We start from the raw sequence: 24,930 nt of genomic DNA on the forward strand, positions 1-24,930 counted from the left end.
ATGCATATCCTCTATTTTCACCAGCACTTTTCAACGCCACAGGGAGCGGCAGGAACGCGCTCCTACGAAATGGCGCAGGCGCTGCTGCGCGCCGGACACAGCGTGACAATGGTATGTGGAAGCTACACGCAGGGGAAAACCGGACTTGATCAGCCCTATCTGAACGGAAGGCGTCGCGGCGATGTCGACGGCATTGACGTTATCGAGTTTCAACTCAACTACGGCAATGATATGGGGTTTTTACAGAGGCTCATGGTATTTCTGAAGTTTGCCGTTGGATCGATAGGCGTAGCGCTCAAGGAACCGGCCGATATCGTTTTTGCGACCACAACGCCGCTGACGGCGGGAATACCGGGGATAGCGGCCCGCTGGTTCAGACGAAAGCCCTTCGTGTTCGAGGTACGAGACCTCTGGCCCGAGTTGCCCAAGGCGATGGGCGTCATCAAAAATCCTGTAGTGCTGACACTGATGTCCGCCCTTGAATGGGTGTCTTACAGAACGGCGGATCGCCTGATCGCTCTTTCGCCGGGGATTAGCCAGGGGATTGCTGCCCGGGGCGTGGACGCGGAGCGTATAACGGTCGTGCCGAACGGCTGCGACCTTCAACTGTTTTCCAATCAGGCCGAGCCCTGGCGACCCGAAGAAATCGGAAACGACGCATTGCTTGCCATTTTTGCGGGGACCCACGGGACGGCCAACGGCCTCGGGTCGGTACTGGACGCGGCAGCCGTTCTAAAAGAGCGCGGTCGGAAAGACATATCCATCGTGCTGGTCGGACAGGGCGGGGAAAAGCAAGCCTTGAAGGCGCGCGCCGCGGAGGAGAAACTCGACAACGTCTTGTTTCTCGACCCCGTGCCGAAGTTGAAACTCGCCGGTCTGTTGGCTGGCGCGGACGTCGGTCTTCAAGTCCTGCGAAATGTTCCAGCCTTTTACTATGGCACGTCACCAAATAAATTTTTCGACTATATTTCATCCGGTTTGCCGGTGATAAACAATTATCCCGGCTGGTTGGCCGACTTGATAGTGGAACATGATTGCGGCTATGCCGTTGCTCCGGATGAGCCCGAGGCCTTTGCGGAGGCTTTGATCAATGCATGCGAGCGAAGGAGCAGGCTGCGAAAACAGGGGGAAAACGCCCGCAAACTTGCTGAAGAGCAGTTTTCTCGTGAGCGGCTCGGCAGTCAGTGGGTCGAGTGGGTAACGGGGGCAGCCTCTCTTTAATGCTTTAAATCTTTACGATTTGAAGAAAATAAAAGCGAACGAAGCTAAAATAAAAAAAAATTATTATATGTCGAAATATAAATCATAACCAGTAAATAAAATGGCATTAAAGCGATATGAAGCGATTATTTGATATAGTATGCGCCGGAACAGCGCTTTTTATACTTTCGCCCGTGCTCGGCGTTCTCGCCCTGACCATCCGGCTCCAGATGGGATCGCCGGTCGTCTTCCGGCAGACACGCCCGGGACGTGATGCTGTTCCTTTTCAGATGATCAAGTTTCGCACCATGCTCGACGCGGTGGATTCCGACGGTAATCCGCTGCCTGATGCCGAGCGGATGTGTCGGCTCGGACAGTTTCTGAGATCGACTTCGCTGGACGAATTGCCGGAATTGTGGAATGTCCTGAAAGGAAACATGAGCCTGGTCGGTCCGCGTCCGCTTCTGATGGAATACCTTCCCCTTTATTCGGCAGAGCAACGGCGTCGCCACGAGGTCAGGCCTGGGATAACAGGCTGGGCGCAGGTCAACGGCCGCAACGCCATTTCCTGGGACGAGAAATTTCGCCTGGATGTATGGTATGTGGACAATCGCAGTTTCTGGCTCGACCTGAAAATTATTTGGATGACCATCGGCAAAGTGTTTAAACGTGACGGTATCGCAGCGGAGGGAAGCGCGACGATGGAGAAGTTCACGGGGCCGAAATCTTGACCGAGCTGATTGGCGTCTACGGCGCATCCGGCTGCGGGCGCGGGATCATGCCGCTGCTGCGCGCGCAGTACCCGGGCGCGAATCTGGTCTTCATTGATGACGGGCAGGCGCCGGGCCGCATCAACGGCCACGACATCATTTCCTGGTCCTCTTTCCTGGATCGCGAGAATGCCAAAAAATGCGTGTCCATCGCTATAGCCAACTCTGTCATCCGGCAGAAACTTGCCGACACATGCGCCAGTTCGGGAGTTGACCTCATTGAGGCGAGAGCTCAATCCGTGGTTCAGATGGACGATGTCGTAATCGGCGAAGGTGCTTGCCTGTCCCCCTTTGTAACGCTGACGTCCAACATCCGAATCGGGCGTTGCTTTCACGCCAATCTTTACGCGTATATCGAACATGACTGCGTCATAGGTGACTTCGTCACGTTGGCGCCCGGTGCCAAGGTCAACGGCAATATAACGATTGGCGATCACGTCTATATCGGTTCCGGTGCCGTCATCCGCCAAGGAACGACCATCGGCCCTGGTGCCACCATCGGAATGGGTGCGGTAGTACTTCGCGATGTGCCTCCTGGCGTCACGGTCGTCGGCAACCCGGCAAAAGCTTTGCTTAAGGAATAGCCATGCGAATTTATCTGTCTCGCCCTCACATGTCCGGTCGCGAGCTCGCTCTCGTCACCGAAGCTTTCGCTTCCAATTTCGTCGCCCCGCTCGGCCCCCAGCTTGACGCCTTCGAGGCGAAAACACGGGATTATCTCGGAGGGAACCTTCACTGCGTGGCTCTCTCTTCGGGATCTGCGGCATTGCATCTCGCCCTGCGCATCGCAGGCATCGGCCCGGGCGATGAGGTCTGGATTTCTTCGATGACATTTGCCGGCGGAATATTCCCCGTCAACTATCTCGGCGCGACGCCGCGGTTCTTCGATCTCGATCCTGCCAGTTGGACGATCGACGTCGGCCTCCTCGCTGAAGAACTGGCCAGGGCTGCGGCCGAGAACCGCCTGCCCAAGGCGCTGATCCCGACCGATCTTTACGGTCAACCGGTCGACATCGATGGCATCGAGGCGCTCGCGCAGCAATACGGCGTGCGACTGATAATGGACAGCGCCGAAAGCCTGGGCGCCATCTACAAGGGCAGCCGGAAAGCGGGTACGGGAGGCGACGCCGCCATCCTATCGTTCAACGGCAACAAGATCATTACCACGTCCGGCGGAGGAATGTTGGTTACGCGACACAAGGAATGGGCCGACCAGGCCCGTTTTCTCGCGACTCAGGCCCGCGATCCGGCGCCGCACTACGAGCATTCCACCTATGGCTATAACTACCGCCTCTCCAACATATGCGCGGCCATCGGTCTCGGGCAATTGGAGGTGCTGGATGACCGCGTCGCACGCCGGCGCGCGATCTTCGCACGTTACCGGGATAGCCTTACCCGTCCGGGCATCACGTTCATGCCCGAACCTGAAAGCGTGACATCGACCCGCTGGCTGACCGCCCTGACGATCGATCCCGAAGAGACCGGCATCAGTCGCGAGATGATTCGCCTTGCGCTTCTGGAACATCAGATCGAGTCCCGCCCCCTGTGGAAGCCGATGCATCTACAGCCGCTTTATACCGGCTCTCCCTATCATGGTCCCGGCTTCGACGAGAAGCTTTTCCAAAACGGACTTTGCCTGCCCTCCGGGAGCGACATGACGGACGATCAGCAAGACGAGGTTATCGGCCACATCATTGAACTGCTGAACAGATAGCTTGCACGAGCCGGTGGCGAAACGTCATGATTTATGGGCGACCTCAACTGGCTGACAGGCGCGCAATTGGCGCCTACGCAGCAATTGCGCGCCTCCCCACCTAGCCCACAAAAGAAAAACGCGCGGGCGAGAGCCCACGCGTTGAAAAAAATGCCGATGGAAAGCCGGGATTACTTGATCTTGGCTTCCTTGAATTCGACGTGCTTGCGCGCGATCGGATCGTATTTGGTCTTGACCATCTTTTCCGTCATCGTGCGGCTGTTCTTCTTGGTGACGTAGAAAAAGCCGGTGTCTGCCGTCGACAGCAGCTTGATCTTGATCGTTGTTGCCTTTGCCATTTTATTCCGCCTTCAAGAGCAATCCGCTCTCCCTGATGGAAAACGGAACCGGTACGCCCGGACTTTATTTGAAAATCAAGAAGCGCCCGCATCGGACGCCTCGCATGCTCGCCGGACCGGGGGCCACGGCAAAATCTGGCGGGACACTACGAATCCTGGCGTAAAAGTCAATACGGACCCGTTCCAAAAGCCGAACTTGTCGCATTTCTTCGTCGGTTGCGTTGCAGTGGGCGCGTTTTTGCGCGAGTTAGGAGGGGCAAATAAGCCTTACCCGTAAACCACCAGTCGACCGCAGCCATGATTCCCTGGATAGAACTTGATAGCGCCGCCATTCCCGGCGAGAAAGCCGCGCTGCGGCTCAAGCGCCGTGGTGACGAGTTCTCGATCATGCTCGGCGCGAACGAGTTGATGAACAGCCGGCTTTCCGGGTCCGAGGAGGCGCTGGCGGAGTTGTCCTGCGCGAAGCTGGCCGGGCGCAAGGCGCCGGTGGTGCTGATCGGCGGGCTCGGCATGGGGTTCACGCTGCGCGCCGCCCTTGCCGTTCTGCCGGACGATGCCAGGATCGTGGTGGCCGAACTGGTGCCGGCGGTGGTGAAATGGGCGCGCGGCGAGATGGCCGAAGTCTTCAAAGGCTCGCTCGATGATCCCCGTGTCGAAATTCATACCGGCGATGTCTCAAGCCTGATCGAGAAATCGAAATCGGCATTCGACGCGATCCTGCTCGATGTCGATAACGGTCCGGACGGGCTGACGCGCGCCTCCAATGACCGGCTTTATGATGCCGGCGGGCTTGGGCGATCCGCAAAGGCGCTGCGGCCCGGCGGCGTTCTCGCGGTCTGGTCGTCCGGGCCGGATCCGCGCTTCACCGCCAGGATGGAGAAGGCCGGCTTTGCCACGGAGGTTCGGACCGTCCGCGCCAATGCCAAACGCCGCGGCGCCAAGCATGTCATCTGGCTGGGCGGCCGCCACGGATAAACTGAGAGTTGGTTTAGGGCGGATGCTTGTCCTGTGTCTCAACCGGCCCATATCTGAGATTAGTTTCGAAGTAGTGCGGGCCAAAACAACGATCGCGCCGATATGGAACGAAAACTGAGAAAAATTCTGCGTTTCGTCGAGACATCGGGTGTCATGTTCGCGGTTTTCGACGAAAACGATGTTCTGGTCTATGCCAATCGGCTGTACCGGGAGGCGTTCTTCCTCGCGGATGACGAGTATCCGTATTGGGGCGATATGATGCGGCGCAATTTCGAGGCGCGCCGCGGGACGATTATCGGCGAGGCCGATTTCGAACTCTGGCTGAAGGGCACGCTGTCGCGTCGCGGCAAGGTGCCGTTCCGCGCCTTCGAAACCGACGTCCACGATGGAAGCTGGCTGTGGATGACGGAAACCGTCGACGAGGACGGCTGGATGGTCTGCATCGCCAGCGACATCACCAAGCTGCTGGTGCAGGACAGCATGTTGCGCCGGGAGCGCGATATCGCGCTCAGGCGCTCGCTGACCGACGACCTGACGGGGATCGCCAACCGGCGCTTCGTGATGGAGCGGCTGAACGACATGATCACCCGGGACGGCGCGGCGGCCAGTGGTCGTCCCGGCTGTTTCGCCATTCTTGATCTCGATAATTTCAAACAGGTCAATGATCGTTTCGGCCACTTTGCCGGCGACCGGCTGCTGATCGATTTCGCCCGCGAGATCTCGCTGCAGGTGCGCAGGACCGATTGTTTCGGGCGTCTGGGCGGCGAGGAGTTCGGCCTGGTGCTGCCGGGCACGACCGGCGCCGAAGCGATCGTGATCATCAACCGTATGCTGGCGCAGATCAGTTCGCTGCGGCCGTTCCCGGATCACCCGGAATTTTCCTATTCGTGCTCGGCCGGCGTGGCCTCGGTCATTGCGGGCGAAGCGCAGAGCGAACTCTATGCCCGCGCCGACGAAGCGCTCTATCGCGCCAAGAGTGAGGGCAAGAACAGGGTCTGCGCGGCGGAAGTCGCTGCTTGAGAAAGACCACGATGCCGGTGGAAGACGGCCGGCGCGTCAGTATTCGGCCGGCTGGTCGTCGCCCTTGCCGTCAAAGCCGTGCATTTTCAGCGCCCATTGGAGGCCGACGACGGCGCCCTTGATGGGCTGGATGATCGCGAAGGCCGCGATTGCCGTGAGCGGCACCCAGATGGCGAGATGGACCCAGTCCGGCACATCCAGAAGTTCCGCGCCGGTCATGTAGCCGCCGACCATGAAATGGCCGAGGATCAGGATGACGAGATAGGCCGGCAGGTCGTCGGCGCGATGGTGATGGATTTCGGTGCCGCAGGCCGCGCAGGCATCGACGGTCTTCAGGTAGCGGGAAAACAGCTTGCCCTCGCCACAGGCGGGGCAACGGCATTTCAGCCCGTTGATGATCGCGGGCATCCGCTGGCGGTCGCTTTTCTCGCCATAGCGATGATGATTGGCTTGGTCGGCCATGATCGTCTCCGTGAAGCGTCCGACTGTTTCAGAATGGCGCGCCAAAGGCAATTGCCGTCAGTCGAGCCGGCCGGTCTGGCCGCGATCCAGCAGGTAGTGATCGGCGATCGTGCATGCAAGCATGGCCTCGCCGATCGGCACGGCGCGAATGCCGACACAGGGGTCGTGACGGCCCTTGGTGCGCAGGTCGACTTCCTTGCCGTCCTTGTCGATCGTCTGGCGCGTGGTCAAGATCGAGGAGGTCGGCTTCACGGCGAAGCGGGCGACGATCGGCTCCCCGGTCGAAATCCCGCCGAGAATGCCGCCGGCATGGTTGGAGAGAAACCGCGGACGCCCGTCATTGCCGATCCGCATTTCGTCGGCATTTTCCTCGCCGGTCAGTTCGGCGGCGTTGAAGCCTTCGCCGATCTCGACGCCCTTGACCGCGTTGATCGACATCAGGCCGGCGGCGATCTCCTGGTCGAGCTTGGCGTAGATCGGCGCGCCGAGGCCCGCCGGCACGCCTTCGGCGACCACTTCCACCACAGCGCCGACGGAGGAGCCGGCCTTGCGGATTTCATCGAGATAGCCTTCCCAGACCGGCACCATTTCGGGGTCGGGGCAGAAGAAATCGTTGTTGCCGATCTCGTTCCAGTCCCAGTTGTCGCGGTTGATCCTGTGCTTGCCGATCTGCACCAGCGCGCCGCGATAGGTCACATCGGGCAGCACCTTGCGGGCGATCGCGCCGGCGGCGACGCGGGCCGCGGTCTCACGCGCCGATGAGCGCCCGCCGCCGCGATAATCGCGCAGGCCGTATTTGACGTCATAGGTGTAATCGGCGTGGCCGGGGCGGTACTGGCGGGCGATCTCGCCGTAGTCCTTGGAGCGCTGGTCGGTGTTCTCGATCATCAGCGAGATCGGCGTGCCGGTGGTGATGTAGGTGACGCCATCCTCCTGCGGCAGGACGCCGGAAAGCACCTTCACCTCATCGGCCTCGCGGCGCTGGGTGACGAAGCGCGACTGGCCGGGCTTGCGGCGGTCTAGATAGGTCTGGATGTCGGAAAGCGTAAACGCGATGCCGGGCGGGCAGCCATCGACGACGCAGCCAAGCGCCGGCCCGTGGCTCTCGCCCCAGGTGGTGACGCGGAACATGTGCCCGAATGTGTTGTGCGACATCAAAAACCTCCTGCGACCGGCCATTTCTCAAGGCTCGGCTCTATAGCAATTGGTCGAGGAGGAAAAGGCTCGTCGCTACACAATCCAGCCGATCACGCCGGTCTCAGGGTCGAGACGCAGGATATTGTCCTGCGGGATCGCAAGTTCGGCGGCCTCTGCCGTGCTGGCGCCGCCGACGATCCGGAACAGCGAGCGGATGACGCCGCCATGGGCAACGCAGACCGTCGGCCCCACAACGTCCTTCAGCCACGCGCCGACCCGCCATGACAGGATTTCATAGCTCTCGGCATCGTCGCCGGGCGGCACGAAGGACCATTTGTCCTTTTCGCGCTCCTCGAGAAGCGCCGGGCTGACCGTCGAGAGTTCCTTGAGCGTGCGGCCCTCCCAGTCGCCGAAGGAGAGTTCCTTCAGCCGGTCGTCGGTGCGGTAGAGTTCCGGCGTCAGCCCCATGGCGGCGCGCACGCGCTCCATCGTCTCGCGGGTTCTGGAAAGCGGGCTTGCGACGAAGTCGAAGCGATGGGCGTCGGCGCCGAGAATATCGGCGAGTTCACTGCCATTGCCATTGGCCTGGCTGCGGCCCGTATCGTTAAGCGGTATGTCCTGCTGGCCCTGAAGCCGGTACTCGGCGTTCCAGTCCGTCTGGCCGTGGCGGATGACATAAATCTGCAATTTCAGCGTCCCGTGGTTGCTGGTGCGCCGCCCGATCAACTTTCATTACAGGCGGATGCGAAAATTCAAAAGGAGGAGGGGGTTTTGCACACTTTTCGGCGGACCGACAAGGCGTTGAAGACACCTGAAAGAAAAAGGCGCGGGATGGTCCGCGCCCTCTCAGGTGCCGCTCAGTCCTTGACCACCGAGATGTCCGGCGCGTCTACGGCTTTCATGCCGACCACGTGATAGCCCGAATCGGCATGAAGCACCTCGCCGGTGACCGAGGTGGACAGGTCCGAGAGCAGGAACAGCGCGGTGTTGCCGACTTCGTCGATCGTGCAGTTGCGCTTCAGCGGCGAATTATATTCGTTCCACTTCAGAATGTAGCGGAAATCGCCGATCGCCGAGCCGGCGAGCGTCTTGATCGGGCCTGCGGAGATGGCGTTGACGCGGATGCCGCGACCGCCGACATCGACGGCCATGTAGCGCACGCTCGCCTCAAGCGCGGCCTTGGCGACGCCCATGACATTGTAATGCGGCATCACCTTTTCAGCGCCGTAATAGGTCAGCGTGAGCATGGAGCCGCCGTCATTCATCATCTTCTCGGCGCGGCGCGCAATCGCGGTGAAGGAATAAACCGAGATATCCATCGACTTCGCGAAATTCTCGCGCGAGGTGTCGATATAGCGACCGGTAAGCTCTTCCTTGTCGGAGAACGCAATGGCGTGAACGACGAAGTCGATCTTGCCCCATTCCTGCTCGAGCGTGGCGAAAACCGCGTCGATGCTTGCAGGGTCCGTAACATCGCAATGGCCGGCCATCAGGGCGTTGAGCTCGTTTGCGAGCGGCTCGACGCGCTTCTTGAGGTTGTCGCCCTGCCAGGTCAGCGCGATCTCGGCTCCGGCGTCATGACATGCTTTGGCAATGCCCCATGCAATCGAACGGTTATTGGCGACACCGAGAATAATGCCGCGTTTGCCTTTCATGAGGCCGGTTGCTTCCGCCATGTGTCGATGCTCCTTGAAACTCATCTGGTTTCTGCCTATGGCATAGGCGGCTAATCGGTTCAAGCTGACCTTTCCGCGTCGATGGCGCTTTCGCCGGCGAAACGCCGCTTGCAAGGCGCCGCGGTTTGGTCTTCTCTCATATCCATTCTCTCGCTTGCCGGGACGGACGTCCGGCGCGATTTTTCCGCGATTTGATTGCGACCGTGCGGCAGGCGAAACATGATCGGGAGTGACGACGATGGCTGACGACGGCGGCAAGGCTGATTTCACCGAGGAGAACGACCCCTTCGAACTGTTCGCCAAATGGCTCAAGGATGCCGAGGCGAGCGAGCCCAATGATCCGAACGCGGTGGCGGTCGCGACCGTCGACGAGGACGGCCTGCCGAATGTGCGCATGGTGCTGATGAAGGAATTCGACGCCAACGGCTTCGTGTTCTACACCAATTTCGAAAGCCAGAAGGGCAGGGAGCTTCTCGGCCAGCCCAAGGCGGCGATGTGTTTTCACTGGAAGTCGCTGCGCCGCCAGATCCGGTTGCGCGGCCCCGTGGAAGTGGTGACCGACGCGGAGGCCGATGCCTATTTTCAGTCGCGCCCGCGCGGCAGCCGCATCGGCGCCTGGGCCTCGAAACAGTCGCGAACGCTGGAAAGTCGGTTCGCGCTCGAAAGGGCGGTTGCCAAGACCACGGCGAAATACGGCGTCAGCGAGATACCGCGCCCGGCGCACTGGTCGGGCTTCCGGCTGAAGCCGGTCTCGATCGAGTTCTGGCATGACGGCAAGTTCCGCCTGCACGACCGCATCGAATTCCGCCGCAATGCCGCCGAGGGCGGCTGGCACAAGGTTCGCATGTATCCGTGAGGGAGTTATCGATGGCAAACGAACTTGAAGATCAGGTCGCCGGCCAGGAGAAGAAGCTGGTTCTCGCCCGTTTCGACGAGACCGATGCCTGGGATCTCGGCCAGCGGTTGGTGGACCGCGCGCTGGCGCTCGACGCGCCGGTGGTGATCGATATCCGCACGCCGAGCCGCACGCTGTTTCACGCGGCGCTTCCGGGTTCCGCCCCCGACAATGACATGTGGGCGCGGCGCAAATCGAATGTCGTGTTCCACTTCCACCGTTCGTCTTATGCGATCGAGCTGGAACACCGCCGCAAGGGCCGCACCATCGGCCCCGAACTCGGCCTGAACCTTACCGACTACGCCGATCACGGCGGCAGCTTTCCCGTCCGCATCCGCCATGTCGGCGTCGTCGCGGCGATCACGGTCTCGGGCCTTGCCAGCAAGGACGATCACGGGTTGATCGTCGACGTGCTGACGGAGTTTGTGAAGGAGCAGGGCTGACGGAGAACACTTGGCGCCCGTCAGTTGCGGGCGGCCCCGATCTCGGATCGCTGCCACGTCGTCGGCACCGGCTTCTGCATCATGATCAACGGGAAGGGCAGGCCGTTGTCGTCGGTCTGCCGCCGCTTGATGCCGCAGAAGCCGTGGCGGCGGTAGAAGGCCAGCGCGCGGGTGTTGGCGGCGTAGACTTCCAGCAGCAGGTGGCCCTTCAGACGGAAGGCGTGGTCGAGCAGCGCTGAACCGATGCCGCCGCCCTGGCAATCCGGCGAGACGAAAAGGCCGCCGATGAAGCTGTCGATCAGGCCGATGAATCCGACGGGCGTCTCGCCATTCACAGCCACCCAGGTCTCGGTTTCCGGCAGATATTTTTCCGACACCAGCTTTTTTTGCGCGACGAGCAGTTCGGCCGGCAGAAAATCATGGGCAACGGACGAGGCCCGATGCCAGATGTCGACAAGCACAGCGTTGTCCTCTGCCCGATAGGGGCGGATGTCGGGTCCGGCAGAGGCCATGGCGGCGGAAGATGGGGTTACGCAATACATGGGCGCATTGAGCCCGAAAGGCGTAAACAATCCGCTAAGGCAGCCTACGCCTTGGTGCCGCCGACGGTGATCTGGTCGAGTCTGAGATGCGGCTGGCCGACGCCGACGGGGACCCATTGGCCGGCCTTGCCGCAATTGCCGATGCCGTTGTCGAGCGCGAGATCGTTGCCGACCATGGAAACGCGCTTCATCGCGTCCGGCCCGTTTCCGATCAGCGTCGCGCCCTTGATCGGCGCGCCGATCTTGCCGTCTTCGATCAAATAGGCCTCGGTGCAGTCGAACACGAACTGGCCGGAGGTGATATCGACCTGGCCGCCGCCGAAGGTGACGGCGTAGATGCCCTTCTTGACCGAGCCAATGATCTCTTCCTTGGTCTTGTCGCCGGCCAGCATATAGGTGTTGGTCATGCGCGGCATCGGCAGGTCGGAATAGGACTGGCGGCGGCCGTTGCCGGTGGGGGCGACCCCCATCAGGCGCGCATTCATGCGGTCCTGCATATAGCCGGTCAGCCGGCCGTTCTCGATCAGCACGTTGTAGCCGGAGGGGGTGCCCTCGTCGTCGATCGAGATCGAGCCCCGACGGTTTTCGATCGTACCGTCATCGACGATGGTGACGCCGGGGGCCGCGACCATCTGGCCGACAAGGCCGGAAAAGGCGGAAAGCCCCTTGCGGTTGAAATCGCCCTCGAGCCCGTGGCCGACCGCTTCGTGGATCATCACGCCCGGCCAGCCGTTTCCGAGCACGACATCCATCGTGCCGGCGGGCGCGTCTATCGCCTCGAGATTGACGAAGGCCTTGCGCAGCGCTTCTTCCGCGCCCGACTGCCAGTCCTGGCGGGCGAACAGGTCGGCGAAGCTTTGCCTTCCGCCGATGCCGAAGGAGCCTGTCTCCTGCCGGTCGCCGTCGCCGACGACCACCGAGATGTTGAGCCGCGTCATTGGCCGCACATCGCTGACGCGATAGCCGTCGGCGCGCAGGATTTCGACGATCTGGTGGCTGGCGGCGAGCGAGGCCGAGACCTGGCGCACGCGCGGGTCGCGTTCTCTGAGATAGGCGTCGATCTCGCCGAGCATCGTGATCTTTTCTTCGAACGACGGCGCGCCGATCGGGTTGTCGTCGGAATAGAGCTTGGTATTGGTGCCGCGCGGCGGTTCGGCATAGGTGCCGTCATAGCCGTGGGTCACGGCCTTTGCGGTGGCCGCGGCCCGTTTCAGCGCTCCGAGCGACAATTCGCCGGCATGGGCAAAGCCGCTGGCATCGCCCGCCACTGCCCTGAGGCCGAAGCCGTGGCCGGTGTTGAACGCGCCGCCCTTCAGCCTGCCGTCGTCGAAGGACAGCGATTCGCTCTGCGAATATTCGACATAGAGCTCGCCGTCATCGGCGCCGTGCAGCGTGTCTTCGACAATGCCGCGTATCGTCGCTTCATCGGCATCGAAATGGCTGAGGAGGTCGCGGTCTGTCATGGTCGTTTCCGTCTTTTTATCCGTCATGGCGTCCCATATAGGAACGATCAGGCCGCGATGTCAGGGCAGGGCGTCATAGCCCTCGGCAAAGCCCGAGAGATCGACCGGAATGCCGATCGAGTTCTGGTCCACCGAGAAATTGAGGGTGAACACCGCCTGGGTTCCGGCGCGCAAGATCCGCATCAGGTCGTCGTCGATATCGACTTCGACATAGCAGCCGTCGAGATAGCAGCGCGAGAAATAGGCCTTGCCGATATCGACATTGTCGACGAACAGGTTCATGCCCTCGGGCAGGAAGACGCCGAGCGGCGTCAGAACCCGCAGCAGTTTCGCCTCGCGGTCGGCGGTCTTCAGCACCGCGATCGAAAGGCCGATTTCCGGGCGGTCGTCGGCGATCACGTTCTGCATCAGCGCGCATTGCTCGACGCTGGAGCCCGGCGGCTGATCGCAGACCATCGACCACGCGCCGTGATTCTCTCTGACCACGCTGTTATCCGCCGGCGGCTCGGGCGGCTGCGGGGCGGGGTCGGCGGCGGGCGTTGCGGCTTCCTGCGACGCTTCGGCAGCACTGTCGTCGGCGGCCTCCTGGGCGAGAGCGGGCAGGGCGACTGAAAACAGCAGGCAGGCGAGGCTCAACGCGCCGACCCTTCGAAGCGCATGATCTGCGGGAAATACGGGCATGGCGCGGGCTCCTCGGGTGAATTGATATCTCTCTTTTCCGATACCGGGCTTTGTGCCGCGTTCAAAAGAAATTTTCAACGGCTGAAGAAGGACTTGACCTGGGAAAGCGCGGCGAAATATCAGTGGGTGCGCATGCCGCGTGAGACAATTTGACGCTTCAAATTGGCAAATGCTATGGCATAATTGTGACTGAGGGAGAAAAACCGGTCGACGGTGTCGCCTGTTCGCCGGCCAAGGGGTGCGTCGGCGTCTTGAGATGCTATCATGGCGCTATCGCGCCGCGGGCGGTTTTGTTACTTCTGGCGCAAACGAACAGGATCCGGTTTGACCGAGGTCAAACAATGGTGGGAGAATTCAACGTGATGAATAAAACCAGAGCATGCATGACAGGTCTTCTCTGTCTTGCGGGCAGCGGGAGCGCCTTTGCCGCGCAGCCTGAGCCGTGGGAGATGACCCTGCAGCCGGCGGCATCGCCGATCATGCATCAGATTACTTGGTTCGAGCAGTATACGCTCTGGTTTATCGTGCCGATCGTGCTTCTGGTGCTGGCGCTTCTGATCCTGGTGATGGTGAAATTCCGGGAATCGAAGAACCCGACCGCATCGCGCACCAGCCACAACACCGCGATCGAGGTCGTGTGGACCGTCGCGCCCGTGCTGATTCTTCTGTTTCTCGCGGTGCCGTCCTTCAACCTGCTCACCAACCAGCTCACCATGCCGGAAGAGCCCGATCTGACGGTCAAGGCGACGGCCACCCAGTGGCTGTGGAGCTATGACTATCCCGAAATCGAGGATGGCGCGATTTCCTACGCTTCCTATCTGCTGACGGATGAGCAGCGCGCCGAATACGGCAAGGAGGACCGGGCGGTCTATCCGCGGCTTCTGGCCGTCGACAACGAGATGGTGGTTCCGGTCGGCGCGACCGTGCGTCTGCTCGTCACCGCAGCCCCCACCGACGTCATTCACTCCTTCGCGATGCCGGCATTCGGCATCAAGATCGACGCCATTCCCGGCCGCCTGAACGAAACCTGGTTCAAGGCCGAGGCCGAAGGCATCTATTACGGCCAGTGCTCGGAACTCTGCGGCAAGGATCACGCGTTCATGCCGATCGCGATCCGCGCGGTTTCGCCCGAGCAGTTCACCACATGGCAGGCCTCCGCCGCCACTGACGTCGAAGCCGCGAACCGCGCTTTGATGGCAAGCATCGACAATCAAGAGCAGGGCGAAAACGCCGTCATGCTCGCCGACAAGAATTGAGGAGAGCGATATGGCCGAAGCAGCGCACGCTCACGATCACGACCATAAGCCCGGCTTTGCCGCGCGATGGCTTTTCTCGACCAACCACAAGGATATCGGAACGCTCTACCTGATCTTCGCGATCTGTGCGGGCATTATCGGCGGGCTTCTGTCCGTCGCCATGCGCATGGAGCTGCAGGAGCCCGGCATCCAGATCTTCAACGGCCTGGCCGCGATGGTTTACGGCGATGCCGGTGCCGCCGCGATTGACCAGGGCAAGCATCTCTACAACGTCTTCACCACCGCCCACGGCCTGATCATGATCTTCTTCATGGTGATGCCGGCGATGATCGGCGGCTTCGCCAACTGGATGGTGCCGATCATGATTGGCGCGCCGGACATGGCGTTTCCGCGCCTGAACAACATTTCGTTCTGGCTGCTCGTGCCCGCCTTCCTGCTGCTTCTGCTTTCGATGTTCGTCGAGGGGCCGGCGGGTTCCAACGGCGTTGGCGGCGGCTGGACGCTTTATCCGCCGTTCTCCACCAGCGGCATGCCGGGACCGGCGGTCGATCTCGCGATCTTCGCGCTGCACGTGGCCGGCGTGTCCTCGATCCTCGGCGCGATCAACTTCATCACCACCATCCTGAACATGCGCGCGCCGGGCATGACCCTGCACAAGATGCCGCTGTTCGCCTGGTCGGTGCTGATCACCGCCTTCCTTCTGCTGCTGTCGCTGCCGGTTCTGGCGGGCGGCATCACCATGTTGCTGACGGACCGCAATTTCGGCACGACCTTCTTCTCGCCGGATGGCGGCGGCGACCCGATCCTGTTCCAGCATCTGTTCTGGTTCTTCGGTCACCCCGAGGTCTACATCCTGATCCTGCCCGGTTTCGGCATCATCAGCCACATCATCTCGACCTTCTCGAAGAAGCCGGTGTTCGGTTATCTCGGCATGGCCTATGCCATGGTCGCGATCGGCGCCGTCGGCTTCATCGTCTGGGCCCACCACATGTATACGGTCGGCCTGTCGCTCGACACCCAGCGCTACTTCGTGTTCGCCACCATGGTGATCGCGGTGCCGACGGGCGTGAAGATCTTCTCCTGGATCGCGACGATGTGGGGCGGGTCGATCTCTTTCCGCGCGCCGATGGTGTGGGCGATCGGCTTCATCTTCCTGTTCACCGTCGGCGGCGTCACCGGCGTGCAGCTTGCCAATGCCGGCCTCGACCGCTCGTTCCACGACACCTATTACGTGGTGGCCCACTTCCACTACGTGCTGTCGCTCGGCGCCGTGTTCGCGATCTTCGCCGGCTGGTACTACTGGTTCCCGAAGATCACCGGCTACATGTACAATGAGAAGGTTGCCCACATTCATTTCTGGGTGATGTTCGTCGGCGTGAACCTGGTGTTCTTCCCGCAGCACTTCCTGGGCCTGTCGGGCATGCCGCGCCGCTATATCGACTATCCGGATGCCTTTGCCGGCTGGAACGCGGTGTCGTCCTATGGCTCCTATATCTCGGCCATCGGCGTGCTGATCTTCCTGTTCGGCATCTTCGAGGCCTTCGCGAAGAAGCGGGTCGCCGGCAACAATCCGTGGGGCCCGGGCGCGACCACGCTCGAATGGCAGCTTTCCTCGCCGCCGCCCTACCACCAGTGGTCGGAACTGCCGCGCATCCGCTAAGGCGATGCGACAAACAACGAAGCTCGCGCGCCGACCGATGGCGCGCGGTCTTTTTTGAAATGAGAGCTGACAATGACAGTAATCGACAACGACCTTGGCGACGATCTCGCGCTTTCGGAAGCAACCGGGCGGGACTATTTCGCGCTGTTGAAGCCGCGGGTGATGTCGCTGGTGGTGTTTACCGCCTTTGCCGGCCTGTTCCTGGCGCCGGGCTCGATCAATCCGGTCATGGGCGCGATCGCGATCCTGTGCATCGCCATCGGCGCCGGCGCGGCTGGCGCGCTCAACATGTGGTATGACGCCGATATCGATGCCGTGATGTCGCGCACGGCGAATCGCCCCATCCCGGCCGGCCGGGTCCGCCGCGAAGAGGCGCTCGCCTTCGGTATAACGCTTGCCTGCTTCTCGGTGGCAACGCTCGGCCTCGCGATCAACTGGTTCGCCGCCGGTTTTCTGGCGTTTACGATCTTCTTTTACGCCGTGTTCTACACGATGTGGCTGAAGCGGGCGACGCCGCAGAACATCGTCATCGGCGGCGCGGCCGGCGCTTTCCCGCCCATGATCGGCTGGGCGGCGGTCACCGGCTCGATCTCGCTCGACAGTATCATTCTGTTTTCGATCACCTTCCTGTGGACCCCGCCGCATTTCTGGGCGCTGGCGCTCTTCAAGAAGGGCGATTACGACGATGTCGGCATCCCGATGATGCCGAATGTGGCCGGCGAGAAATCAACAAAGAACCAGATGGTCGTCTATGCGGTGCTGACCGCGATCGCAGGCGTCGCGCCGGCGCTGACGGGGCTTGCAAGCCCGTTCTACGCGGTGTTCGCGGCAGCGCTCGGCGGCCACTTCGTCTACCATTCGCTGAAGGTGCGGGCGATGGCCGAGGGCGACAGCAAAATGGTGCCGGCAAAGAAAATGTTCGCGTTTTCGCTCTTCTATCTGGCGGCGATCTTCGCCGGTCTGATGGTCGATCGCGCGGCCATGCTGGTTTTCGGGTGAAGCCATGATCGAGACAGTGAAATTGACCGACAAGCAGAAACGGGCCCGGCGCGCGCGCAATATCGCGCTCGGCTTCGTGCTGTTCGGCCTCGTGGTGCTGTTTTACATCATCACCATGGTCAAGTTCGGTGCGGCCTGAGGAGGCGAGATGACGCAAGCGAGCGGCAAACGCAATAACGGCGCCATCGTTCTGATGTGCCTTGTTTTCGTGTTCGGCATGACCGCGATGAGCTTTGCCGCCGTGCCGCTCTATCGCATATTCTGTCAGGTCACCGGCTATAACGGTACGGCCCAGCGGGTCGAGCAGTATTCCAACGTGGTGCTCGACAAGACGATCAAGGTGACCTTCGACGCCAATGTCGCGCCGGGTCTGGACTGGGAATTCAAGCCGGAGCAGAAATCGGTTTCGCCCAAGATCGGCGAGACGGTGCAGGTCATGTTCAACGCCCGCAACAAGAGCAGCGAGCCTATCCTCGGACAGGCGATCTTCAACGTCACGCCGCTTCAGGCCGGCGCCTATTTCAACAAGGTCGAGTGCTTCTGTTTCACCGAGACCGTGCTGCAGCCGGGCGAGACTCTGGAAATGCCGGTCGTCTTCTTCGTCGATCCGGCGATCGTTGAGGCGGAAGAGACCAAGGATATCAGGGTTCTGACGCTGTCCTATACGTTCTTTGAACACGAGAAGCCGGTCGCCGCCAAGGCGTCTGCCGCAAGCTCGGACGGTAGCTCCTGAACGAGCGCCGTCACCGCTCGCGGATTATCGTTCGCGGGGATTGATTAAAACGGCAAGTTCGGACCAAATGCTGATAAAGCAGCGGGTGATTTGCCAAAGACCGGAAACGGTGTAGATGCTAGTTTACTGAAACGGCGCCCGACGCGGGGCGCGGTTTTCAGGGAGAGAGGAAACGGGGACCAGGAATGGCAGACGCGCAGCACAAGAACCACGATTATCATATCATCGACCCAAGCCCCTGGCCGCTGGTCGCCGCCATCGGCGCTTTCCTGCTGTGCTTCGGCGGCGTCGGCTATATGCGCTACCTCAGCGGTGGTTCGTTCAATATTCTCGGCCTCGATCTGGCGCAGCCCTGGCTGCTGCTGATCGGTCTCGCGGTTACCATCTATGTGATGTTCGGCTGGTGGTCGGACACGATCAAGGAAGGGCGCGAGGGGCACCATACCCCGGTCGTTTCGCTGCATCTTCGCTACGGCATGATCATGTTCATCGCCTCGGAAGTGATGTTCTTCGTGGCGTGGTTCTGGGCGTTCTTCGATGCCAGCCTGTTCACCGGCGAGGCGATCCAGGCGGCGCGCGTGGAAGCGACCGGCGGAACCTGGCCGCCGGAAGGCATTGCCGTTGTCGATCCCTGGCATTTCCCGCTCTACAACACCATCATCCTGCTTCTGTCCGGCACCACGCTGACCTGGGCGCATCACGCCCTGATCCATGGCGACCGCAAGGGCCTGCTCCAGGGCCTGACACTCACCGTGTTGCTCGGCCTGCTGTTTACCGGCGTTCAGGCCTATGAGTATTACGAGGCGCCGTTTGCCTTCAAAAACTCCATTTATGGCGCCACCTTCTTCATGGCGACCGGTTTCCACGGCTTCCACGTGATCGTCGGCACGATCTTCCTGATCGTCTGCCTGATTCGCGCGGCACGAGGATCTTTCACGGCGGAGCGCCATTTCGGCCTCGAGGCCGCCGCATGGTACTGGCACTTCGTCGACGTGGTCTGGCTGTTCCTGTTCTTCACCATCTACATCTGGGGCGGATGGGGCGCGCCGCTGGCTGAAACCGGCCACTGAATTTGAAACCACCCTCCGCCGCCCATCGAGGCGGCGGTCGGCTTTTGGGAAGGGTGCATCATGACCGTACAGGAAGAAAAGACTGCCTCGGGCGGCCGCTACTACACGGTCGTTGACGGCCATGAGGCGGAGATGACCTATTCCCGCAGTTCCGATCGGCTGATCATCATCGATCACACCGGCGTGCCGGATGCGCTGCGCGGCAAGGGCGTCGGCGAAACGCTGGCTCGCCACGCTGTCGACGAGGCGCGCAAGGGCGGCTGGAAGATCATCCCGCTCTGCCCGTTCTTCAAGGCGCTGAGCGTGCGCAACCACAACGACTGGCACGACGTCATCAAGTGAGAAGGCGCCTTCCGGTTTCAGGAAGGCTTTCAAATTCATGCCCGCAGACCAAAATCCGCTTGCCCCGCTCATTCTTTCCGGCCTCAAGGGCCGCTGCCCCCGCTGCGGCAAGGGCCCGCTTTTCGATGGCTTTCTGGCCCTGAAGCCGGAATGCGACAACTGCGGCCTGGACTACGGCTTTGCCGATTCGGGTGACGGGCCGGCGATCTTCGTGATGCTGGCCGTTGGCTTTCTGGTGATCGGGTTGGTGCTCTGGTCCGAGATTACCTATTCGCCGCCGTTCTGGGTGCATATCGTCATCTGGGTGCCGCTCGCGATTGTGCTTTCGCTGGCTGCGCTGCGCGCCTTCAAGGGCGTGCTGATCGTGCTGCAATACCGCCATTCCGCCGCCGAGGGCATGATCAAGCGCGATGACGATGCCTAGACGGAAGGCGCTTGTGCAGATTGTGGGGCTGGTGCTTGCCGCGCTTGCCTTCGTGACCCTGATTTCGCTTGGCAACTGGCAGGTGCGCCGGCTGCACTGGAAGGAGGCATTGCTCGCCTCGGTCGAGCAGCAGTTGCAGGCGCCGCCGATCACGCTTGCCGAGGCCGAGGCGCTGCCGAGGAGTGAAATCGAGTACCGGCCGATAGCGGTAACCGGCCGTTTCGAGCATGACCGCGAGCGGCATTTCTTCGCGACCTACGAGGGCCAGTCCGGCTATTACGTCTATACGCCGCTCAGGCTTGCGGATGGCCGCGCGGTCTTCGTCAATCGCGGCTTCGTGCCGTTCGACATGAAGGATGCCGCGACCCGGCCGGAAGGGCAGGTGACCGGCACGGTAACCGTGACCGGCCTTGCCCGCGACCGGCTCGACGAAAAACCCTCGTTTGCGGTGCCCGAGAACGCTATCGCGCAGAACATCTTCTACTGGAAGGATATCGACGCGATGGCGCAATCGACCGGGCTTTCGGCCGGTGAGGTGGTGCCCTTCTTCGTCGATGCCGATGACGCGCCCAATCCGGGCGGCTTGCCCGTCGGCGGCGTGACCCGGATCTCGTTTCCGAACGACCACCTGCAATATGCGATCACCTGGTATGGGCTGGCGGCAGTGCTGGCGGTGATTGTCGGCCTGCTGGCCTGGCGCGGCTGGCGAAAGCATGATTGACCTGCTCGCGCCGGGGCTCGATATCGTGTTCTGCGGCACGGCGAAGGGGCACATCTCGGCGCGCACCGGCTCGTTCTATGCCAATCCCTCCAACAAATTCTACCGCACGCTTCACGAGATCGGGCTGACGCCGGAGCAGGTTTCGCCGACGGATTTCCGCAAGCTTCTTGATTACGGCATCGGCCTTACCGATCTGAACCAGAGCGAGAGCGGCATGGACAAGGCGCTGACCCTGTCGGCCTTCGACATCGCCGCCTTCGAGGAGAAGATGCGGTATTTCCGCCCGAAGCTGATCGCGTTCACCAGCCTCACCGGCGCGCGCATCTATTTCGGCGATAAGACGATTAGCTGCGGCCTGCAGCAGCGGACGCTCGACGGCATCGCGATTGCGGCGCTTCCATCCACCTCGGGCGCAAACGCGCATTGGACAAAGGACCGTCATCATTGGTATCAGTTGCCCGAAATGATTTGAGCGAGATGACCATGACCCCACTGACCATTCGCCTTTGCGGCCCGCGCGGCTTTTGCGCCGGCGTCGACCGGGCGATCCAGATCGTCGTACTGGCGCTGAAGCGCTACGGCGCGCCGGTCTATGTGCGTCACGAGATCGTGCATAACCGCTACGTCGTGGAAGGGCTCGAGGCGCGCGGCGCGGTCTTCGTCGAGGAGCTCGACGAGATTCCGGCGGAGCATCGCGAACAGCCTGTGGTGTTTTCCGCCCATGGCGTGCCGAAATCCGTGCCGGCCGATGCCGAAAGCCGGAACCTCTTCTATCTCGACGCGACATGCCCGCTGGTCTCCAAGGTCCACAAGCAGGCGATGCGCCATGAGCGGCTCGGCCGCCACGTGGTGCTGATCGGCCATGCCGGCCACCCGGAGGTGATCGGCACGATGGGGCAGTTGCCGGAGGGCGCGGTGTCGCTGGTGGAAACGGTGGAGGATGCCGAGCGCTACCAGCCCGCCGATCCGGACAATCTCGGCTATGTCACGCAGACGACGCTGTCGGTGCAGGATACGGCGGCGGTGATTGCCAAGCTCACCGAGCGGTTTCCGAACCTCACCGCCCCATCGGCCGATTCGATCTGCTATGCCACCACCAACCGCCAGGAATCAGTCTCGGCGGCGGCGCCGGGCTGCGACCTCTTCATCATCGTCGGCGCGCCGAATTCGTCCAATTCCCGGCGTCTCGTGGAAGTGGCCAAACGGGCAGGGGCGAAGGAGGCGATCCTCGTCCAGCGCGCCGCCGAACTCGATTTCGACGCGATCGGCCCGATCCGCACCCTCGGGCTTTCCGCCGGCGCTTCGGCCCCGGAAGTCGTGGTGAACGAGATCATCGAGGCGTTCCGCGCGCGGTTCGACACCACGATCGAGCTTGCCGAAACCACCGTCGAGAACGAACATTTCCTCGTCAACCGCCAGCTCCGCGATGTCGAACTGACCGTCGAGGACATGGCCTTCGTCAACGGACGATAAGCATTTGGCCGTCTATACCGATATCAATGAAGACGATCTGCGGCAGTTTCTGAAAGCCTATGACGTCGGCGAACTCCTGTCCTATCGCGGTATCGCGGAGGGCGTTGAAAACTCCAATTTCCTGCTGCACACCGAGAAATTTCCGCTGATCCTGACGCTTTATGAAAAGCGCGTGGATGAGGGCGATCTGCCGTTCTATCTCGGCCTGATGCAGCATCTGGCCGATCGCGGTCTGTCCTGCCCGCTGCCGCTGGCGCGCGATGACGGCGCGCCCTATGGCCGGCTCTGCGGGCGTCCGGCGGCGCTGATTTCGTTTCTGGAAGGCATGTGGCTCAGAAAGCCCGCCGCGCCCCATTGCCGGGAGCTCGGCGTCGCGCTCGCCCGCATGCATATCGCCGGTCAGGATTTTGATCTGACGCGCAAGAACGCGCTGGCGCTCAAGGGCTGGGTCGATCTGTGGGACAAATCCGCCGCCCGCGCCGACGAGGTGCAGAAGGGTCTGGAAAGCGAGATCACGATGGAACTCGCAACGCTTGAGGACCGCTGGCCGGTGGACCTGCCGGAGGGCGTGATCCATGCCGATCTGTTCCCCGACAATGTGTTTTTCATCGGCGACAGGCTCTCGGGCCTGATCGATTTCTATTTCGCATGCAATGATTTCCTCGCCTATGACCTGTCGATCTGCCTCAATGCCTGGTGCTTCGAAAAGGATGGTTCCTTCAACGTCACCAAGGCCCGGGCGCTGATCGAGGGCTATCAGAGCGTGCGGCCGCTTGGCGAAGACGAGATCGAGGCGCTGCCGCTGCTGTGCCGCGGCTCGGCGCTGCGGTTCTTCCTGACCCGGCTCTATGACTGGCTGAACACGCCGGCGGGCGCGCTGGTGGTGAAGAAGGACCCGCTCGAATATCTGCGCTATCTGCGCTTTCACCGTTCTGTGGCAACGGCCAGCGAATACGGACTGGAACAGGCTTGAAGAAGACAGTTGAGATTTTCACCGACGGGGCCTGCTCCGGCAATCCCGGCCCCGGCGGCTGGGGCGCGGTGCTGCGTTACGGCGACAAGGAACGCGATCTGTGCGGCGGCGAGAAGCTGACGACCAATAACCGCATGGAGCTGATGGCGGCGATCGAGGCGCTGAAGGCGCTGAGGGAGCCTTGCACCGTGGCGCTTTATACCGATAGCGTATACGTCAAGGACGGCATCTCGAAATGGATCCACGGGTGGAAGAAGAACGGCTGGAAGACCGCCGCGAAGAAACCCGTCAAGAACGCCGAATTGTGGCAGGCTCTTGAAGCCGAGCGCAACAGGCACGATGTCACACTACATTGGGTGAAGGGCCATGCCGGCCACGAAGAGAATGAACGCGCCGACGAATTGGCGCGTCAGGGGATGGAACCGTTCAAAAAGGGGCCAGGGCGCTGAGGCGCTTCGGAAAACATCATGATCATGCATTGCGTATTCATTCGATTTCGCCAGGAAGCCGGGGCTGAGGAAAAGCAGGCGCTCTACGATGAGATCGCCGGTCTGAAGCGCGTCATCCCCGGCATCGTGGATTTCAAATCGGGCGCGAACGTTTCGCCGGAAGGCCTCGACAGCGGCTATGGCGACGGCTTCATCGTGACCTTCGAGGATTCGGCCGCGCGCGACGCCTATCTCGATCACCCCGATCACCAAGCCGTGGGCGAGAAGCTCGTCGCCGCCGCTGCCGGCGGCATTTCCGGCATTCTCGTCTTCGATATGACGGTTTGATTTCCGTCAGGCCCAGAGCCGGACGATTATGCGCCCGGCCGGATAGAACAGAAACCGCCAGCCGATCCTGAGGGCGCGGTAGCCGAAATAGGCAGCGCCGGCGAGCCACATCGCGAAGGTCGCCGTCCAGCTTGCCGCCGTCAGCATGACGCCTGCGAGCGTGATCGCGCCCGAACCCAGCATGAAGACGATGGCGCGGAAGCGCTTGCCGAAGCGGGTGGAGAGCTTGCCGAGCTTGGTCAGGTCGGCCGGCGTGTCGGCCACTTTCAGCATGTCCGTGCCGGCCTTGAAGCCGTTCTTGGTCATCACCGTGCCGACCTCCATGGCCGCGTCCTGCATCTTCACCAGCGGCTTGACGTCGAGCGAGCTTGTCAGCGCCCGCCGCGCTGCCGGCACGTTGCCGCGCTTGAGCAGCGGCAGGCTTTTGCGCAGCGCCGGGCCGCTGACGACCTCTCCGGAAAGTCGGGTGAAGGAGCGCCGCAGCGGCGTGGCGATCGCGCCGGCCTTGCCGGCGGCCTTCAGCGTGCTGGTGCCGATCTTGGCCGATGATGCCGATCCGCCGGACAGCACCACCGCGCCGGTGATCGCAAGGCCCGCCACGGACAGGCCGAGGATCAGCGGATCATAGTCCTCGCCCTGCAGATAGGACCCGCCCTCGATGATGATGTCGCGGACATCGCCGACCGTTGTGAGATCGGTGGCGATCGCGCCCACCAGCCCGACGGCGCTGTCGGGCTTGCCGGTCAGGGCGCCATCCCACAGCTCGTAGATCTGGTTGCCAAGGCTGCCGGCCTCCGAGACGGCGATTTCGACGCGCTCGCGCTCGGCGCCGTCGATGCGCACGCCGCGGCTGTCGGCAAGGGTGATGACGCTTTCGGCGAGATCGGGGTCGTCGCTGGCAAGCGCCTCGCGGATCGCGCGGTCGTAGTCGGCGGGCGTGAGCTGCTCCAGCCTGTAATCCGTCAGCTTGACCGGGTCATTGCGCAGCGCAAGCAGCTTCACGGATTCGATGCCGTTCGGCACCACGAACGGTGTGGAGACTATAAAGGCCACGGCGATAACCGCCGTCGCCGTTCGCCGGACGGTTTTGCTGGCAGCGCGTTGCATTCGGGTCCTCCGATCAAGTCCACTTTAGGCCGTGTGGACGGATTTTATGAGGTTGAATGCTGCAGCGATTGAAACGATGG

At 61.7% G+C, this 24,930-nt stretch carries 31 protein-coding genes; 22 read left to right on the forward strand and 9 right to left on the reverse strand.

Annotation, left to right across the window (positions count from 1 at the left end; all coding sequences use genetic code 11):
• From V6767_RS18980 to V6767_RS18995, 4 genes are all read left to right on the forward strand, one after another.
• On the forward strand, nucleotides 1-1,221 hold the full coding sequence (locus V6767_RS18980; protein ID WP_448474891.1) for a glycosyltransferase family 4 protein: 1,221 nt from the start codon (nucleotides 1-3) through the stop codon (nucleotides 1,219-1,221).
• A 116-nt stretch (nucleotides 1,222-1,337) separates the two neighbouring features.
• Nucleotides 1,338-1,931, forward strand: a complete 594-nt coding sequence (locus V6767_RS18985) for a sugar transferase (protein ID WP_448474892.1) — start codon at nucleotides 1,338-1,340, stop codon at nucleotides 1,929-1,931.
• The gene (locus tag V6767_RS18990) at nucleotides 1,928-2,554 is read left to right on the forward strand and encodes an acetyltransferase (RefSeq protein WP_448474893.1); all 627 of its coding nucleotides are present in this window, start codon (nucleotides 1,928-1,930) and stop codon (nucleotides 2,552-2,554) included. Before V6767_RS18985 ends, V6767_RS18990 begins: the two co-directional genes overlap by 4 nt.
• 29 nt (nucleotides 2,555-2,583) lie before the next feature.
• A complete protein-coding gene (locus V6767_RS18995) occupies nucleotides 2,584-3,684 on the forward strand; it encodes a DegT/DnrJ/EryC1/StrS family aminotransferase (protein WP_448474915.1) in 1,101 nt (366 codons plus the stop codon).
• A gap of 170 nt (nucleotides 3,685-3,854) precedes the next feature.
• Here V6767_RS18995 and rpmG read toward each other — a convergent pair whose 3' ends face one another.
• Nucleotides 3,855-4,022: a 50S ribosomal protein L33 gene (rpmG, locus tag V6767_RS19000; protein ID WP_018066542.1), complete on the reverse strand. Its 168-nt coding sequence runs from the start codon at nucleotides 4,020-4,022 to the stop codon at nucleotides 3,855-3,857.
• 297 nt (nucleotides 4,023-4,319) lie between these two features.
• On the opposite strand from rpmG, the gene V6767_RS19005 reads away from it, so the two are divergent.
• Complete coding sequence (locus V6767_RS19005; RefSeq protein WP_448474894.1) at nucleotides 4,320-4,997, forward strand: spermidine synthase; 678 nt, start codon at nucleotides 4,320-4,322, stop codon at nucleotides 4,995-4,997.
• Nucleotides 4,998-5,099: 102 nt separating this feature from the next.
• The gene (locus V6767_RS19010) at nucleotides 5,100-6,017 is read left to right on the forward strand and encodes a sensor domain-containing diguanylate cyclase (RefSeq protein WP_448474895.1); all 918 of its coding nucleotides are present in this window, start codon (nucleotides 5,100-5,102) and stop codon (nucleotides 6,015-6,017) included.
• A 36-nt stretch (nucleotides 6,018-6,053) separates the two neighbouring features.
• On the opposite strand, the gene V6767_RS19015 is transcribed toward V6767_RS19010, so the two are convergent.
• From V6767_RS19015 to fabI, 4 genes are all read right to left on the reverse strand, one after another.
• Nucleotides 6,054-6,479 carry a DUF983 domain-containing protein gene (locus V6767_RS19015; RefSeq protein WP_448429513.1) on the reverse strand — a complete coding sequence of 142 codons (426 nt, stop codon included), beginning with the start codon at nucleotides 6,477-6,479 and terminating at the stop codon, nucleotides 6,054-6,056.
• Nucleotides 6,480-6,536: 57 nt separating this feature from the next.
• The gene (gene aroC, locus V6767_RS19020; protein ID WP_448474896.1) at nucleotides 6,537-7,634 is read right to left on the reverse strand and encodes a chorismate synthase; all 1,098 of its coding nucleotides are present in this window, start codon (nucleotides 7,632-7,634) and stop codon (nucleotides 6,537-6,539) included.
• 75 nt (nucleotides 7,635-7,709) lie between these two features.
• Nucleotides 7,710-8,303: a histidine phosphatase family protein gene (locus tag V6767_RS19025; protein ID WP_448474897.1), complete on the reverse strand. Its 594-nt coding sequence runs from the start codon at nucleotides 8,301-8,303 to the stop codon at nucleotides 7,710-7,712.
• Between the two features lie 170 nt (nucleotides 8,304-8,473).
• Nucleotides 8,474-9,292 carry an enoyl-ACP reductase FabI gene (fabI, locus tag V6767_RS19030; protein ID WP_230718819.1) on the reverse strand — a complete coding sequence of 273 codons (819 nt, stop codon included), beginning with the start codon at nucleotides 9,290-9,292 and terminating at the stop codon, nucleotides 8,474-8,476.
• Between the two features lie 238 nt (nucleotides 9,293-9,530).
• Between fabI and pdxH the strand changes: the two genes are divergently transcribed.
• Together pdxH and V6767_RS19040 are read left to right on the forward strand one after the other, a co-directional pair.
• Entirely contained in the window at nucleotides 9,531-10,148 is a 618-nt protein-coding gene (pdxH, locus tag V6767_RS19035) for a pyridoxamine 5'-phosphate oxidase (protein ID WP_448470781.1), read from the forward strand.
• Nucleotides 10,149-10,159: 11 nt separating this feature from the next.
• Entirely contained in the window at nucleotides 10,160-10,630 is a 471-nt protein-coding gene (locus V6767_RS19040; protein WP_448474898.1) for a heme-degrading domain-containing protein, read from the forward strand.
• Nucleotides 10,631-10,650: 20 nt separating this feature from the next.
• Here the strand turns inward: V6767_RS19040 and V6767_RS19045 are convergent, their stop codons facing one another.
• The 3 genes from V6767_RS19045 to V6767_RS19055 all read right to left on the reverse strand — a co-directional run bounded on the left by V6767_RS19045 (nucleotide 10,651) and on the right by V6767_RS19055 (nucleotide 13,316).
• The gene (locus V6767_RS19045) at nucleotides 10,651-11,091 is read right to left on the reverse strand and encodes a GNAT family N-acetyltransferase (protein WP_448474899.1); all 441 of its coding nucleotides are present in this window, start codon (nucleotides 11,089-11,091) and stop codon (nucleotides 10,651-10,653) included.
• A gap of 125 nt (nucleotides 11,092-11,216) precedes the next feature.
• Nucleotides 11,217-12,635 carry a metalloprotease TldD gene (gene tldD, locus V6767_RS19050; RefSeq protein WP_448474900.1) on the reverse strand — a complete coding sequence of 473 codons (1,419 nt, stop codon included), beginning with the start codon at nucleotides 12,633-12,635 and terminating at the stop codon, nucleotides 11,217-11,219.
• Nucleotides 12,636-12,695: 60 nt separating this feature from the next.
• Entirely contained in the window at nucleotides 12,696-13,316 is a 621-nt protein-coding gene (locus V6767_RS19055) for an invasion associated locus B family protein (RefSeq protein WP_448474901.1), read from the reverse strand.
• A gap of 362 nt (nucleotides 13,317-13,678) precedes the next feature.
• Between V6767_RS19055 and coxB the strand changes: the two genes are divergently transcribed.
• The 14 genes from coxB (at nucleotide 13,679) to V6767_RS19125 (ending at nucleotide 23,743) form a co-directional block, all read left to right on the forward strand.
• Nucleotides 13,679-14,572 (forward strand): cytochrome c oxidase subunit II, encoded by an 894-nt coding sequence (gene coxB, locus V6767_RS19060; protein WP_448429494.1) that lies wholly within the window; start codon nucleotides 13,679-13,681, stop codon nucleotides 14,570-14,572.
• A gap of 10 nt (nucleotides 14,573-14,582) precedes the next feature.
• Nucleotides 14,583-16,232, forward strand: a complete 1,650-nt coding sequence (ctaD, locus tag V6767_RS19065; protein WP_448474902.1) for a cytochrome c oxidase subunit I — start codon at nucleotides 14,583-14,585, stop codon at nucleotides 16,230-16,232.
• A 72-nt stretch (nucleotides 16,233-16,304) separates the two neighbouring features.
• Complete coding sequence (locus V6767_RS19070; RefSeq protein WP_448474903.1) at nucleotides 16,305-17,231, forward strand: heme o synthase; 927 nt, start codon at nucleotides 16,305-16,307, stop codon at nucleotides 17,229-17,231.
• A gap of 4 nt (nucleotides 17,232-17,235) precedes the next feature.
• Nucleotides 17,236-17,370 carry a hypothetical protein gene (locus V6767_RS19075; protein ID WP_018066523.1) on the forward strand — a complete coding sequence of 45 codons (135 nt, stop codon included), beginning with the start codon at nucleotides 17,236-17,238 and terminating at the stop codon, nucleotides 17,368-17,370.
• 9 nt (nucleotides 17,371-17,379) lie between these two features.
• Complete coding sequence (locus V6767_RS19080; protein ID WP_448429488.1) at nucleotides 17,380-17,964, forward strand: cytochrome c oxidase assembly protein; 585 nt, start codon at nucleotides 17,380-17,382, stop codon at nucleotides 17,962-17,964.
• Nucleotides 17,965-18,149: 185 nt separating this feature from the next.
• Entirely contained in the window at nucleotides 18,150-19,034 is an 885-nt protein-coding gene (locus V6767_RS19085; protein WP_448429486.1) for a cytochrome c oxidase subunit 3, read from the forward strand.
• A gap of 60 nt (nucleotides 19,035-19,094) precedes the next feature.
• Nucleotides 19,095-19,376 carry a GNAT family N-acetyltransferase gene (locus V6767_RS19090; protein WP_448474904.1) on the forward strand — a complete coding sequence of 94 codons (282 nt, stop codon included), beginning with the start codon at nucleotides 19,095-19,097 and terminating at the stop codon, nucleotides 19,374-19,376.
• A 37-nt stretch (nucleotides 19,377-19,413) separates the two neighbouring features.
• On the forward strand, nucleotides 19,414-19,800 hold the full coding sequence (locus V6767_RS19095; protein WP_448474905.1) for a DUF983 domain-containing protein: 387 nt from the start codon (nucleotides 19,414-19,416) through the stop codon (nucleotides 19,798-19,800).
• A complete protein-coding gene (locus V6767_RS19100; protein ID WP_448474906.1) occupies nucleotides 19,787-20,521 on the forward strand; it encodes an SURF1 family protein in 735 nt (244 codons plus the stop codon). The genes V6767_RS19095 and V6767_RS19100 overlap by 14 nt, the downstream gene beginning before the upstream one ends.
• Nucleotides 20,514-20,993: a mismatch-specific DNA-glycosylase gene (locus V6767_RS19105; protein WP_448474907.1), complete on the forward strand. Its 480-nt coding sequence runs from the start codon at nucleotides 20,514-20,516 to the stop codon at nucleotides 20,991-20,993. The genes V6767_RS19100 and V6767_RS19105 overlap by 8 nt, the downstream gene beginning before the upstream one ends.
• 5 nt (nucleotides 20,994-20,998) lie before the next feature.
• Nucleotides 20,999-21,994, forward strand: a complete 996-nt coding sequence (ispH, locus tag V6767_RS19110) for a 4-hydroxy-3-methylbut-2-enyl diphosphate reductase (RefSeq protein ID WP_448429476.1) — start codon at nucleotides 20,999-21,001, stop codon at nucleotides 21,992-21,994.
• Nucleotides 21,995-21,998: 4 nt separating this feature from the next.
• Nucleotides 21,999-22,967 (forward strand): homoserine kinase, encoded by a 969-nt coding sequence (locus V6767_RS19115; protein ID WP_448474908.1) that lies wholly within the window; start codon nucleotides 21,999-22,001, stop codon nucleotides 22,965-22,967.
• Nucleotides 22,964-23,416: a ribonuclease HI gene (rnhA, locus tag V6767_RS19120; RefSeq protein ID WP_448474909.1), complete on the forward strand. Its 453-nt coding sequence runs from the start codon at nucleotides 22,964-22,966 to the stop codon at nucleotides 23,414-23,416. Before V6767_RS19115 ends, rnhA begins: the two co-directional genes overlap by 4 nt.
• 18 nt (nucleotides 23,417-23,434) lie before the next feature.
• The gene (locus V6767_RS19125) at nucleotides 23,435-23,743 is read left to right on the forward strand and encodes a Dabb family protein (protein ID WP_448474910.1); all 309 of its coding nucleotides are present in this window, start codon (nucleotides 23,435-23,437) and stop codon (nucleotides 23,741-23,743) included.
• A gap of 6 nt (nucleotides 23,744-23,749) precedes the next feature.
• On the opposite strand, the gene V6767_RS19130 is transcribed toward V6767_RS19125, so the two are convergent.
• Nucleotides 23,750-24,850 (reverse strand): hypothetical protein, encoded by a 1,101-nt coding sequence (locus V6767_RS19130; RefSeq protein ID WP_448474911.1) that lies wholly within the window; start codon nucleotides 24,848-24,850, stop codon nucleotides 23,750-23,752.
• Nucleotides 24,851-24,930 lie beyond the last annotated feature (80 nt).

The organism is Martelella sp. FLE1502 (genome assembly GCF_053484255.1).